General features: G+C 54.4%; 11 protein-coding genes. 10 read left to right on the top strand and 1 reads right to left on the bottom strand.

Translation table 11 applies throughout. From position 1 onward, the window contains the following. Genes hyfB through hycI form a run of 10 tightly spaced genes read left to right on the top strand, consistent with a single transcriptional unit; the run spans nt 1 to nt 10,694 of the window. Complete coding sequence (gene hyfB, locus A0G03_RS08020; protein ID WP_048259217.1) at nt 1-2,016, top strand: hydrogenase 4 subunit B; 2,016 nt, start codon at nt 1-3, stop codon at nt 2,014-2,016. Between the two features lie 10 nt (nt 2,017-2,026). After that, complete coding sequence (locus tag A0G03_RS08025) at nt 2,027-2,977, top strand: respiratory chain complex I subunit 1 family protein (RefSeq protein ID WP_048259216.1); 951 nt, start codon at nt 2,027-2,029, stop codon at nt 2,975-2,977. Nucleotides 2,978-2,995: 18 nt separating this feature from the next. After that, the gene (locus tag A0G03_RS08030) at nt 2,996-4,453 is read left to right on the top strand and encodes a hydrogenase 4 subunit D (protein ID WP_048259288.1); all 1,458 of its coding nucleotides are present in this window, start codon (nt 2,996-2,998) and stop codon (nt 4,451-4,453) included. Nucleotides 4,454-4,465: 12 nt separating this feature from the next. After that, entirely contained in the window at nt 4,466-5,116 is a 651-nt protein-coding gene (hyfE, locus tag A0G03_RS08035; protein WP_048259215.1) for a hydrogenase 4 membrane subunit, read from the top strand. Nucleotides 5,117-5,120: 4 nt separating this feature from the next. Next, complete coding sequence (locus A0G03_RS08040; protein WP_048259214.1) at nt 5,121-6,734, top strand: hydrogenase 4 subunit F; 1,614 nt, start codon at nt 5,121-5,123, stop codon at nt 6,732-6,734. A gap of 13 nt (nt 6,735-6,747) precedes the next feature. Continuing rightward, nucleotides 6,748-8,457, top strand: coding sequence for a hydrogenase large subunit (locus A0G03_RS08045; RefSeq protein ID WP_397242758.1), 1,710 nt, complete (start codon nt 6,748-6,750; stop codon nt 8,455-8,457). A 10-nt stretch (nt 8,458-8,467) separates the two neighbouring features. Continuing rightward, a complete protein-coding gene (gene hyfH, locus A0G03_RS08050) occupies nt 8,468-9,016 on the top strand; it encodes a hydrogenase 4 subunit H (RefSeq protein ID WP_048259287.1) in 549 nt (182 codons plus the stop codon). After that, nucleotides 9,013-9,792 (top strand): NADH-quinone oxidoreductase subunit B family protein, encoded by a 780-nt coding sequence (locus A0G03_RS08055; RefSeq protein ID WP_048259212.1) that lies wholly within the window; start codon nt 9,013-9,015, stop codon nt 9,790-9,792. Before hyfH ends, A0G03_RS08055 begins: the two co-directional genes overlap by 4 nt. Then, entirely contained in the window at nt 9,785-10,207 is a 423-nt protein-coding gene (locus A0G03_RS08060) for a formate hydrogenlyase maturation HycH family protein (protein ID WP_048259211.1), read from the top strand. The genes A0G03_RS08055 and A0G03_RS08060 overlap by 8 nt, the downstream gene beginning before the upstream one ends. 4 nt (nt 10,208-10,211) lie before the next feature. After that, the gene (gene hycI, locus A0G03_RS08065; protein WP_048259210.1) at nt 10,212-10,694 is read left to right on the top strand and encodes a hydrogenase maturation peptidase HycI; all 483 of its coding nucleotides are present in this window, start codon (nt 10,212-10,214) and stop codon (nt 10,692-10,694) included. Nucleotides 10,695-10,745: 51 nt separating this feature from the next. On the opposite strand, the gene A0G03_RS08070 is transcribed toward hycI, so the two are convergent. Continuing rightward, nucleotides 10,746-12,725 (bottom strand): sigma 54-interacting transcriptional regulator, encoded by a 1,980-nt coding sequence (locus A0G03_RS08070; RefSeq protein WP_053075299.1) that lies wholly within the window; start codon nt 12,723-12,725, stop codon nt 10,746-10,748. Nucleotides 12,726-12,742: the final 17 nt, after the last annotated feature.

Below are 12,742 nucleotides of genomic sequence, written 5' to 3' on the forward strand. Positions count from 1 at the left end.
ATGGATTCACTTCAGTTGCTTCAGTGGTCAGCGATCTGTTACCTCACAGGCGCCGTGTTATCCCTGCTTATGGCGCGCAAAGAAAATGCATCAATCATCATCGCCGCCATTACCGCTATCTGCGGTGGCGTACTGGGGTTATGCAGCGCCGTACCCGTATTGTTGAGCGGGCAGATTCAGCTATACGCTACGCAGGGCCTATTTAACTTTGCTGCTTTTACTGTGCGTCTCGATATGCTGGCCGCCTTTATGGTGACGGTCATCTCGCTGCTGGTCACAGTCTGCTCGCTCTACTCCATCGCCTATGTCCGTGAATATATAGGACGAGGTGCCGGCAGTATGGGGGGCTTTATGAATCTGTTTATCGCTTCCATGGTGGGTCTGGTCGTGATGGATAATGCGTTCTACTTCATTATTCTGTTTGAAGCCATGTCGCTAGCCTCCTGGTTTCTGGTTATTTCTGAACAGGATCGTGAATCCGTCAGCGCAGGTCTGCTCTACTTCTTTATTGCCCATGCCGGTTCGGTGCTGATTATGATCGCGTTCTTCCTCATGTGGAGAGAAAGCGGCAGCCTGGATTTTGCGGAATTCCGCCGGTTATCGCTCTCTCCAGTGTTGTCCTCGGTCGTCTTCCTGCTGGCCTTTTTCGGTTTCGGTGCCAAAGCGGGCATGCTGCCATTGCACAGTTGGCTGCCGCGCGCCCACCCAGCGGCGCCGTCTCACGCCTCCGCGTTGATGTCCGGCGTCATGGTGAAAATAGGTATCTTCGGCATCATCAAAGTGGGTATCGATCTGCTGGCAGCACCACAGCTGTGGTGGGGGATTGTGGTACTGGCGTTCGGATCCATTTCCGCCGTACTGGGTGTGCTGTATGCGCTGGCAGAGCACGACATTAAGCGTCTGCTAGCCTGGCATACCGTCGAAAACGTCGGGATAATTTTGATGGGTGTTGGCGTAGGGATGGTCGGTATCGCCACTCAGCATCAGGTATTAGCGACGCTCGGCTTGCTGGCCGCGCTCTATCACCTGCTGAATCACGCCGTGTTTAAAGGGCTACTGTTTTTAGGCGCGGGTGCCGTCATCTACCGCCTGCATACCCGTGATATGGAAAAAATGGGCGGCCTCGGCAAACTCATGCCCAAAACTGCATTGGCCTTTCTGATTGGCTGCATGTCCATCTCCGCCCTGCCGCCGCTCAATGGCTTTATCAGTGAATGGTACACCTACCAGTCACTGTTCAGCATGAGCCACGACGGCAATGTTCTCATGCGCCTCAGTGCCCCCGTAGCCATTGTGATGCTGGCCATCACGGGGGCATTAGCCGCGATGTGCTTCGTCAAAGTCTATGGCGTGAGTTTTTGCGGCGCGCCACGTAGCGAGGAAGCCAGTCAGGCCCGAGAAGTACCGTGGCAAATGACGTTATCCATGTTGCTGCTGGCACTGTGCTGCGTAGCGCTAGGCCTTGGTGCAAGCAAGGTAGCGCCCATTATTGCTCAGGTTGCGATGTCGCTGAGCGGTGCTCAGGATGTGGCAGTCGCGCAGGGAAACTTGCTGATTCCGGCTCAGACCGAGCAGGCGATGTTCTCCCCGGCACTCGTCTTTATCCTGCTCATCGCGTTGCCGGTGCTGCCGCTCTTGATCTGGTTATTCCTGAAAGGTAATCGTCCCGCGTTTCGCCGCCAGGGTGACCCATGGGCGTGTGGTTACGCCTGGGAACCGCAGATGGCCGTCTCGGCCAGCGGCTTTACGCAACCTCTGCGCGCGATGTTCGGCGGGCTCTATCGCATGCGCCAGCGGCTTAACCCAGCCCCTCAGCTATCCAGAGCGCTGCAAGGTATCACTCAGGGAGCCACCATCACCGAGCCGTTTTGGGATGAAAAAATCATTTACCCGTTGGTGCGTCTGGTACGGCGTATTGGCGCACAGCTACAGCGATTACAGGGCGGCGACTTCCGTCTCTACTGTCTGTACGTAGTTGCAGCACTGACCGTACTGCTGCTGATTGTCGCGGTGTGAGGGAGAAATCATGACGATGCAAGAAACTCCGTCACTAATGATGGGCATCTTTGCGCTGATACAGGCAGGGATACTTTTGTTACTGACACCTTTATTTACCGGTATTTCCCGCCAGATCCGCGCCCGCATGCACTCACGCCGTGGGCCGGGTATCTGGCAAGACTACCGCGATATAGTCAAACTGCTCGGACGTCAGGACGTCGCTCCGGCGCAATCCGGCATCATCTTTCGCGCGATGCCCTGGGTGTTGCTGAGTAGCATGTTATTGATAGCAATGACGCTACCGGTATTGACCCGTACGTCGCCCTTTGGCGGTGCGGGTGACATCATCACCCTACTGTATCTGTTTGCGCTGTTCCGTTTCTTCTTTTCCCTATCCGGTCTCGACACTGGCAGCACCTTCGCGGGTATCGGTGCCAGTCGTGAACTAACACTGGGCGTGTTGGTTGAACCGACACTCATTCTTGGCCTGTTGGTTGTCGCCCTGATAGCGGGTTCCACGAACATCGGGACTATCAGCGCCACGCTGACGGACGCCTGGAGCTCACCAACGGCTACGCTGCTAGCGCTGCTGGCCTGCGGCTTCGCCAGTTTTATCGAGATGGGAAAAATCCCGTTTGACGTGGCAGAGGCGGAGCAGGAATTGCAGGAAGGGCCGCTGACCGAATACTCCGGCTGTGCTTTAGCGCTGGTGAAATGGGGCATTGGCCTAAAGCAGGTGGTGGTTGCCGCACTGTTTCTGGCGGTGTTCATGCCATTCGGTAAAGCGGCGGACATGACCGTAGGCCCCCTGCTGCTAGCGCTTGTCCTGATGCTTATCAAACTGCTGGTGATTTTTGTACTGGCGTCGCTATTTGAAAACAGTCTGGCTCGCGGACGCTTCCTGCTGACCCACCGGGTCACCTGGGTAGGGTTTGGCGTTGCCACGCTGTCATTTGTGTTTTATCTGACCGGTCTGTAGGGAGTCTGAAACATCATGATGGAAAGTTCATCCTTTATGACCAATACGGCCCTCGCAACGTTGTTACTGCCATTTATTGGCGCGTTGCTGACGGCATGTTCGCCGAAACACAGCGCGAAATGGCTTTGCACAGGGTTCGCTTTGCTGGCGACGCTTGGCACTCTGGTGCTGGGCTGGAGCTTCCTGGCACACGGGAAAGTCGCCGTTACGCTTCCTCTTCTGAGCTATGGCAACGTGGCGCTGTTTGGTTTTACGGTCGATCGCATCAGTACGCTGATCGTTTTTGCCGTCGTCTTCCTCGGCCTACTGGTCAGCCTCTATTCAATCGGCTATCTGAATACAGGCAACCGCGAACATCCGCATGAGGGAACCAACCGCTATTATGCTTTCCTGCTGATCTTCATTGGTGCCATGGTTGGGCTGGTCATGTCCTCCACGATCCTCGGCCAGTTATTATTTTTTGAAATAACGGGTGGCTGCTCGTGGGCGCTGATTGGCTACTATCAGACGGCAAAGTCACAGCGCTCAGCGTTGAAAGCGTTGTTGATAACCCACGTCGCCTCTCTGGGCCTGTTTATTGCCGCAGCCATGCTGTTTATCTCAACGGGTACGTTTGCGTTGAGTGCCTTGTCCCAACTTAGCGGCACCTCGGCGCTGCTGGTATTCGGCGGTATTCTGTTCGCGGCCTGGGGCAAATCGGCCCAGTTGCCATTACAGGCGTGGCTACCGGATGCCATGGAAGCACCGACGCCGGTCAGTGCCTATCTGCACGCCGCATCAATGGTGAAAGTCGGGGTCTATATCTATGCCCGAGCCATTGTTGAATCTGGGCACATCCCGCTGGTGATTGGCTGGGTAGGCATTGGCATGGCAACGTTGACTATCGTCTACGGTTTCCTGATGTACCTGCCGCAGAAAGATATGAAACGCCTGTTAGCGTGGTCCACCATCACCCAGTTGGGCTACATCTTCCTTGCTTTGTCCATCGCCATTTTTGGCTCCCGTGAAGCCTTTGAGGGTGGGATTGCCTACATTTTCAACCACGCCTTTGCGAAGAGCCTGTTCTTCCTGGTGGCCGGTTCCCTCAGCTACTGTTGCGGCACCCGACTGTTACCGCGTTTACGCGGCGTGATCAAAAAGATGCCCGTCGTGGGTATCGGTTTCTGTATCGCGGCACTGGCTATCGCTGGCGTTCCGCCGCTTAACGGCTTTTTCAGCAAATTCCCCATCTTTGCAGCAGGGTTCGCCATGTCTCACGAATTCTGGGTAATGACGCCGCTGATGGTGTTAGTGCTGATCGAGTCTGTCGCCAGCTTCGCCTGGCTTATCTACTGGTTCGGCCAGGTTGTCCCCGGAGAACCGAGTGAAGAACTGGTTCAGGCTTCACCGCTGCCCATAACGATGCGACTAGTACTGTTGGTACTGATCGTGATGTCGTTCTGTTCCAGCGTCATTGCCGTAATCTGGCTTGGATAAGGGAGATTGATTATGACCGGTTCACTTATCGTCAATAATCTGGCGGGGCTGATGATGTTCACCTCGCTGATGGTCATCGGCGTAAAACGTCCTACGGCGTCCTGCTGGTTGTATTCACTTCAGGCGCTGATACTGGTACTGCTGTTTTTAACATTGTCTTATACGCTGGACGCCCACGAATTGAGGACATGGGCCATTAGCGCCTTTTTTACGAAGGTTGTACTCGTCCCCGCCATCCTGTATTTCGCGTTTCGCACCATGCGCGATCCTGCCCACGAAGGCAGCGTGATAAGCCTTCCGGTACTGATGATCCTCGCCGCCGCTATCGTCATTCTGTGTTGGTTTGTCGCTGAACCCGTTCAGCTACCGCTGCTTGCGACGCTGAAACCGGCGCTGGCGGTTTCGCTCGGCCATTTTATGGTGGGCCTGCTCTGCATCGTCACACAGCGCAACATCCTTAAACAGGTATTTGGCTATTGCCTGATGGAGAACGGCTCACATCTCACCCTGGCTCTGCTGGCGAATAAGGCACCAGAGCTGGTGGAAATTGGTATCGCCACTGACGCAATCTTTGCCGTCATCATCATGACGATACTGGCCCGTAAGATCTGGCGCACACTCAATACGCTGAGTGTCGACCAACTGACCGCGCTGAAGGGGTAACAGGATGAGCGATACATCCGTACTTTTATTGCTGCTGCTAACACCACTCGGGATCTCCGTGCTGAATTTTAGCTGCCATCTGGCGGGATCTGCCGCACGAAGATTGGTCACGACACTGCATGCTATCGGGATTGCGGCGCTGTTAGTGGAATCGCTGTGGGTGGTTTCCCTGATTTATTATCACGGTGACATTTTGGCCGCGCACAAATGGTTGCATATGGATGCCCTGAGCCTCCTGTTTTTGGCCATTCTCGGTATAGTCAGCTTTATTACAGGGCTGTACTCCATCGGATATATGCGCCATGAAGTGGACGATGGCGAGGTGTCCGTTTCCGGGTTGTGCAACTACTACGGCTTCTTCCATCTGTTCGTATTCACCATGTTGCTGACCATCACCAGTAATAATCTGATTATGATGTGGGCTGCGGTTGAGGCCACCACGTTAAGTTCCGCCTTTCTGGTCGGTACCTACAATCAGCGTTCCTCTCTAGAAGCCGCGTGGAAATACATTATCATCTGTTCCGTCGGGGTCGCGTTTGGCCTGTTCGGTACTATTCTGGTTTACGCCAACGCCACCAACATTCTGACCAACCCAGACGACGCCATTTTCTGGACCGATGTTCTGCAACATGCCGCCCTATTGGATCCGGTATTGATGCAATTGGCGTTCGTGTTTGTTCTGATTGGCTTTGGTACTAAAGCAGGCCTGTTTCCTATGCATGCCTGGTTGCCGGATGCGCACAGCGAAGCGCCAAGTCCGGTCAGCGCCCTGCTCTCTGCGGTGCTATTGAACTGCGCATTACTGATCATTCTCCGCTACAACATCATTATTAACGGCACCATCGGCAGCGGTTTTACCAGCACACTGCTTATCGTTTTCGGCCTGCTTTCCATTGCAGTCGCGGCATTCTTTATTCTGGTACAAACCGACATAAAACGTCTGTTGGCCTATTCCTCGGTAGAGAATATGGGGCTCATTGCCGTGGCATTGGGGATTGGCGGCCCGCTGGGCGTGCTGGCTGCGATGCTTCATACCCTAAACCACAGTTTGGGCAAAACTCTGCTGTTCTGCGGTTCCGGTAATGTCCTGCTGAAATACGGCACGCGTGATATTACCGTCGTCAAAGGCATGCTGAACGTCGTGCCCTTCTCCGCCGTGCTGATGACTGGCGGTGCGCTGGCGCTGGGTGGGATGCCTCCTTTCAACCTATTCCTGAGCGAATTCATGACCGTGGTCGCGGCGCTGAGCGCCGATCATTTCTGGCTGACCCTCGTTCTACTGCTGTTGTTAACGCTGGTGATGGGAGGACTGGTGCGCATGATCTCAGCCATCATTTTTGGTTCCGCGCCGCAGCAGGTCAGCCGAGGTGAACTCGGACTTCTCACCACCTTGCCCATGGAGATCCTGTTAGTGCTCATGCTGATCATGGGAACCTACATTCCACATCCGGTAGTACAGATGCTCGAAAACGCGGCAAGCGTCGTGCTGCAACGCGACAGCCGTGCCGTACAGCCGCATTACACCTGGCCCTGGGCAAGTGGTTCCGATAATACCGTGAGTACCGCTGGCCGCCGTGCTGTTAATACCTCATCAGGAGAGAAAAGTGACTTACGATAATCACGTCAGGGCCATTCAGAGCGACCAAAAACTGGGGGGGAACTACCTGGCGCAAATTCGCCAAAAATTCCCGGCGGCGGTACTCGATGAGGAGTGGCAAACTCACGATCAACTGACTATTACGATAAAAACCGAGTCGCTGCCAGACGTCGTAGAGTTTATTTATTACCCGTTAGGTGGCTGGTTGCCGGTGCTATTTGGCAACGACGAACGAACATTAAACGGTAATTTCGCGGTCTATTATGCGCTCTCCATGGAACAGGGGGAGAAGTGCTGGATCGTAGTTAAGGCGTATGTGGATCCCCTGACGCTGGAATTCCCCTCCGTCACCCCGCGAGTTCCCGCCGCCGTCTGGGGGGAGCGCGAAATTCGAGACATGTACGGCCTGATACCCGTCGGGCTACCGGATGAACGCCGTCTGGTGCTGCCGGATGACTGGCCCGACGATCTCTACCCGCTGCGTAAAGACACCATGGACTATCGGCAACGCCCAGAGCCAACGACCCAAACTGAAACCTATCAGTTTAAAAACGAAAGCGGCAGCGAGGCACGTATCGTCCCCGTCGGTCCTCTGCACATTACCTCCGATGAACCCGGCCACTTCCGCCTGTTTGTCGACGGAGAACGTATTGTCGATGCGGACTACCGCCTATTCTATGTCCACCGCGGCATGGAAAAACTGGCGGAAACCCGCATGGGCTATAACGAAGTGACGTTCCTGTCTGACCGGGTATGTGGAATCTGTGGTTTCGCGCACAGCGTGGCTTATACCTCCTCGGTGGAGAACGCACTGGGCATCTACGTGCCACCGCGCGCTCACGCTATCCGCAGTATATTGCTGGAAGTGGAGCGCCTGCACAGCCACCTGCTCAATATTGGGTTGTCCAGCCACTTTATTGGCTTCGATACTGGGTTTATGCAGTTCTTCCGAGTCAGAGAGAAATCCATGGCGCTGGCGGAGTTGCTAACTGGCGCGCGGAAAACCTACGGACTCAATCTGATCGGCGGTATCCGCCGCGACATCCTGAAAGAACAACGCCAGAAAGGGATCAAACTGGTCCAGGAAATGCGGGCCGAAGTGACCCAACTGGTCGATATGCTGCTCAACACACCCAATATGGAGCAACGTACCCAAGGCATCGGCCTGCTGGATCGTAAGATCGCGCGTGACTACAGCCCGGTTGGCCCGATGATTCGCGGCAGTGGTTTTGCCCGCGATATGCGTTTCGACCATGATTACGCAGGCTACAGCGCGCTGCCGAAAACGCTGTTCACACTGGACGGCTGCGATGTGTTTTCCCGCGTAATGGTGCGGGTGAAAGAGACGCTGGAATCCTTATCTATGGTGGAGTTTGGTCTGGCTCACCTGCCGGAAGGCCCTCTGCTGACCGAAGGCTTCACCTACCGACCGTATAAGTTCGCACTGGGCTATACCGAAGCCCCGCGCGGAGAAGACGTGCACTGGAGCATGCTAGGCGACAACCAGAAACTGTTCCGCTGGCGCTGCCGGGCCGCAACTTACGCCAACTGGCCGGTACTGCGCTATATGCTGCGCGGTAACACCATCTCCGATGCACCGCTTATTATCGGTAGTCTCGATCCCTGCTATTCATGCACCGACCGCGTTACGCTGGTGGACATTAAAAAACGCAAATCCACTACGGTGCCTTACAAAGAGATCGAGCGTTACAGCATTGAGCGTAAGAATTCGCCGCTGAAATGAGGGATGAATGATGCTGAAATTATTTAAAACCATCTGGCAGGCTGGCGATGTCACCGTCAAATACCCGTTTGCGCCGCTGGAGGTTTGCCCTGGATTTCGCGGTAAACCGGAATACGACGCCCAGCAATGCATCGCCTGCGGTGCGTGCACCATCGCCTGCCCAGCCAATGCGCTGACCATGGAAACCGACATTGAGACAGGTGCCCGCACCTGGCAGTTGTTTCTTGGGCGCTGCATCTTTTGCGGCCGCTGCGAAGAAGTGTGCCCAACTCGCGCCATTCAGCTATCAGCAGATTTTGAATTGGCCGTAACCCACAAGCCGGACTTATACACCCGCGCTACCTTCACGCTGCTGAAGTGCCGAGTGTGCAGTCAGCCCTTCGCCGCAGAGAAATCGGTGGAATATGCCATGGCGCTGCTGGCCCATTCCGGTATTGATGCTGAGAGCATAGAAGAAATGCGACCCCAGTTTGAAACCTGTCCGGCCTGCAAACGTGAACAAAGTCTGAATCATCACGGTCGCACCAATCTGAGTTATCACATTGGAGAGGCAAAATGAGCCAGCCAAAAATGAAAATAAACCATCATGTCAGCCAGCCCATTACCCTCGATGAGCAGGCTGCCCAGTTGAAAGGCCGTTTGCTGAAAGATATTCAGCGTTCGGCTTACGTCTATCGCGTTGACTGTGGTGGCTGTAACGGTTGCGAAATCGAAATCTTCGCCGCGATTACGCCTCTCTTTGATGCCGAACGTTTCGGTATCAAAGTGGTGGCCTCGCCGCGTCACGCCGATATCTTACTGTTTACCGGTGCGGTCACCCGCGCAATGCGGGTTCCCGCCCTGCGAGCCTATGAATCTGCACCGGACCCTAAAATTTGTATCTCCTATGGGGCGTGCGGCTGCGGCGGTGGCATTTTCCACGACCTGTATTGCGTATGGGGCGGTAGTGAAAGCATTGTCCCTATCGATGTCTGGATCCCTGGCTGCCCGCCGACACCCGCCGCGACGATCCACGGCTTTGCCGTAGCACTCGGCCTGCTGGAGCAAAAACTGAAAGGGCAAGACCACATTCAGTTGCCGGGAGAGCGCGCGGAAACTCTGCTGCCCACCATACCGCTGGCGACACGCGTTATGGTTGAGCGGGAAGCCCGTCGACTGGCTGGATATCGGCAAGGCCGTGAAATCAGCGATCGGTTACTGACTCTGCTGGCGGGCTCCGATCTCTCTACTGCCGCCCAAAAACTGGATGTCTGGCTCAGCGAGGAAAACGACCCACGCCTGCGTGAAATCGTACAGAGCCTGATGCAGCTATTGCGGGAGGCACCGAATGTCTGAGGATCAGGTTATCTTTTGGTCGCTGCGCCAGAAATTTCTCGACAGTGAATCTGTGCCCGAACAGCCCCAGCAGGTGATGTATTACTCACTGGCGATTGGCCACCATGTTGGCGTGATCGATTGCCTGAAAGCCGAGTTGACCTGCGATCTCGATCGCTATCCGCAGTGGACAGCCATGCTCGGCACCGGAGACGCACAGCGCAAAATGAACGGTCTGCTGACCTTCGGAGAAATTTATATTGATAGCACGCACGTCGACATGCTGGCCCACGCGCTGGCCCCGTTGGCGCAAACAAGGCAGTTGGAGCCGTTTAAAACCTGGAGTACCACACTACTGCGTCTGCTGGCAGAAATTCAGCAAGAACCCGCTATTTATCTCATCGTAAAAAAACAGATTGCCAATAAAGTAGGATGAACCGATGACACATACCACACCTGATATCCTTCTGACCGTCGGTAACAAAATGATGGGTGACGACGGTGCCGGCCCGCTGCTGGCGGAAATGATGGCGGCCGGCCCGATTACGGGCTGGATTCCCATTGATGGCGGCGCTACGCCGGAAGATATGACGCATCACATTCAGGCGTTACACCCCGACCGGGTACTCATTGTGGATGCTGCCGATATGGGCTTAATGCCGGGCGACATACGACTTATCGACCCAGACGACATTGCCGAAATGTTTATGATGAGCACGCACAACATGCCGCTTAACTTCTTAATAGAGCGATTAAAAGAGACGGTTCCAGATGTTATTTTTCTGGGGATTCAGCCAGATATTGTCGGGTTTTGTTACCCGATGACGGAAAAAATCAAACAGGCAGTGGAAACCGTGTATCGGAAACTGCCGGAATGGGAAGGTGACGGCCCGTTTGCTCAACTCACGGTTGAAGAAGCCTAGCCTGCTAGCATGATGCCGGAGCCATGCTCCGGCTATTTACCCGTCAAACGGTTATAAATCGTATATCGAAATCCCCAGCCGCTGCATACGCGAAAGCAGCGTGGTGCGTTTCAGCCCTAACCGCAGGGCAGCACCACGAGGTCCCGCCACCACGCCGTTGGTTTCTCGCAGCACCTGGATGATACGCTGACGTTCATTCTCATCGTTTTCTGGCGGCGGTGTTAGAGCAATTTTATTCTCTTTCACCGATACCGACGGTACAGACACATTCAGCTCGTGCATTTGCAAATTCAGCGTTGAACCTCGGGTCAGGATCACCGCCCTTTCGATGACATTTTCCAGCTCGCGCACATTTCCCGGCCAGGGATACTGGCAGAGCTGGCGCAGCGCCTGCGCCGGAATGTTGTCTATGCTACGTTTCATTCTATGCGCAATTTTCTGGACAAAGAATTTCGCCAGCAGAGGAATATCTTCAGGCCGTTCGCGTAGCGGCGGAATAGAGATCGGGAAAACATTCAGCCGGTAATACAAATCGCTTCTGAATTCGCGATCCATCGACATCTGCTTCAGGTCGCGATTGGTTGCGGCAATCAGGCGTACATCGACCGGGATAACCTTATTACTCCCCAGTCGCTCGATTTCCCTCTCCTGTAGCACCCGCAACAGCTTGGGCTGAAGCTCGAGCGGCATATCGCCAATTTCATCCAAAAACAGCGAGCCGCCTTCCGCCATTTCAAAACGCCCGATATGAACAGTGGAAGCCCCAGTAAATGCCCCTTTTTCATGCCCAAACAGATCGCTTTCCAACAGGCCGGAAGGCACGGCGGCACAGTTCATTTTGACCATCGACCCTTTGTTCCGATAGCTCATCTTATGAATAGCCCGTGCAATCAGCTCTTTACCCGTACCGGTTTCCCCGAGGATCAGTACGGTACTGTCGCTCGTCGCCACCATACTCATTTGCTCCAATACCGACCGCATCTGAGCGCTCTGATATATGATATCGCCCTCAGCATCCGTGTTCTGAATACGCGCATTGAGCCAGATATTTTCATTCTTTAGGGTATCTTTCAGACGCGAAATCTGACCGTAAGCATCGGCGTTATCCACAGCGATGCCGATACGAGCCGCTATTTGCTGCAACAAATTCAGATGATTGTCATGAAAAAAATCCGCTTGCTCATAGGCCAGAACCAGCACCCCTAGCGGCTCACTATTGAAAGAGAGCGGCAACAGACACACCGTAGACAACTGGTGGGAACGCAATTCATCAAAAAAAATATCGCGAGCCTGTTGGCAGCGATCGTCGTCAAGATTGAGCACGACGACCTCGTGGCTGTGTAGAACGTGCTCAGTTAACGATTTCGCACGAGGAAATGTACTCTGATGGCGGGATACCGGGGAATCAGGGGCATAATAGGTCGACCACAGGCGGAAATCAGCGGGTTTTTCACTGTTGCTGAGCGCCATCGCAATATACTGAACACCAAAAAAACGGTGGATCTCCCGCGAGACTTCCTGCACCAGCGCATCCATCTCCAGATGAGATAGCACCGAATTCGTAATATCGACCAGAATGCGAAAATGATCGCGCTGATGTCGCATCTGCTGGGACTCATCAAGCAAGGTTTTGTTGTGGCAAATATGGGAAAGCACTCCGCCAGCAAGGCAGGCCACCTGACGCAGAAAACCAAGCTCTTCTGGCGTAAAGTGTCCACCACGGGAACGAATAAAACTCAATTCCCCCTGTAATAGACTCGTACCATTTAGCGGCACGGTACAGTGTCCGCCACCAGTGCAAAACTCATCCTGCTGCGGTGTTTCCTGCGTGACATTCTGCTGCCAGAAACCATAGCTGGGCAACGACAACGTAGCCGACTGGAAGAAAACGAACCCAGAGGATAGCGCGGTCAGGACCGATAAAACGGAGAGTGGATCCTGCTGGCGGAGCAATGCCTCCGCGATATCGACCAGTTTCTCGCGCCGGATATCCCAGTTGCCAGCAACTCGGGAAGTATTTAGTGAAATCATCGGGGATTTAGCTACCA

The sequence above is a fragment of the Pectobacterium peruviense genome (genome assembly GCF_002847345.1).
GTDB lineage: Bacteria > Pseudomonadota > Gammaproteobacteria > Enterobacterales > Enterobacteriaceae > Pectobacterium > Pectobacterium peruviense.

Coding starts and splice junctions, on each gene's coding strand:
- hyfB (WP_048259217.1), top strand. CDS start 1: ATGGATTCACTTCAGTTGCTTCAGTGGTCAGCGATCTGTTACCTCACA.
- A0G03_RS08025 (WP_048259216.1), top strand. CDS start 2,027: ATGACGATGCAAGAAACTCCGTCACTAATGATGGGCATCTTTGCGCTG.
- A0G03_RS08030 (WP_048259288.1), top strand. CDS start 2,996: ATGGAAAGTTCATCCTTTATGACCAATACGGCCCTCGCAACGTTGTTA.
- hyfE (WP_048259215.1), top strand. CDS start 4,466: ATGACCGGTTCACTTATCGTCAATAATCTGGCGGGGCTGATGATGTTC.
- A0G03_RS08040 (WP_048259214.1), top strand. CDS start 5,121: ATGAGCGATACATCCGTACTTTTATTGCTGCTGCTAACACCACTCGGG.
- hyfH (WP_048259287.1), top strand. CDS start 8,468: ATGCTGAAATTATTTAAAACCATCTGGCAGGCTGGCGATGTCACCGTC.
- A0G03_RS08055 (WP_048259212.1), top strand. CDS start 9,013: ATGAGCCAGCCAAAAATGAAAATAAACCATCATGTCAGCCAGCCCATT.
- A0G03_RS08060 (WP_048259211.1), top strand. CDS start 9,785: ATGTCTGAGGATCAGGTTATCTTTTGGTCGCTGCGCCAGAAATTTCTC.
- hycI (WP_048259210.1), top strand. CDS start 10,212: ATGACACATACCACACCTGATATCCTTCTGACCGTCGGTAACAAAATG.
- A0G03_RS08070 (WP_053075299.1), bottom strand. CDS start 12,725: ATGATTTCACTAAATACTTCCCGAGTTGCTGGCAACTGGGATATCCGG.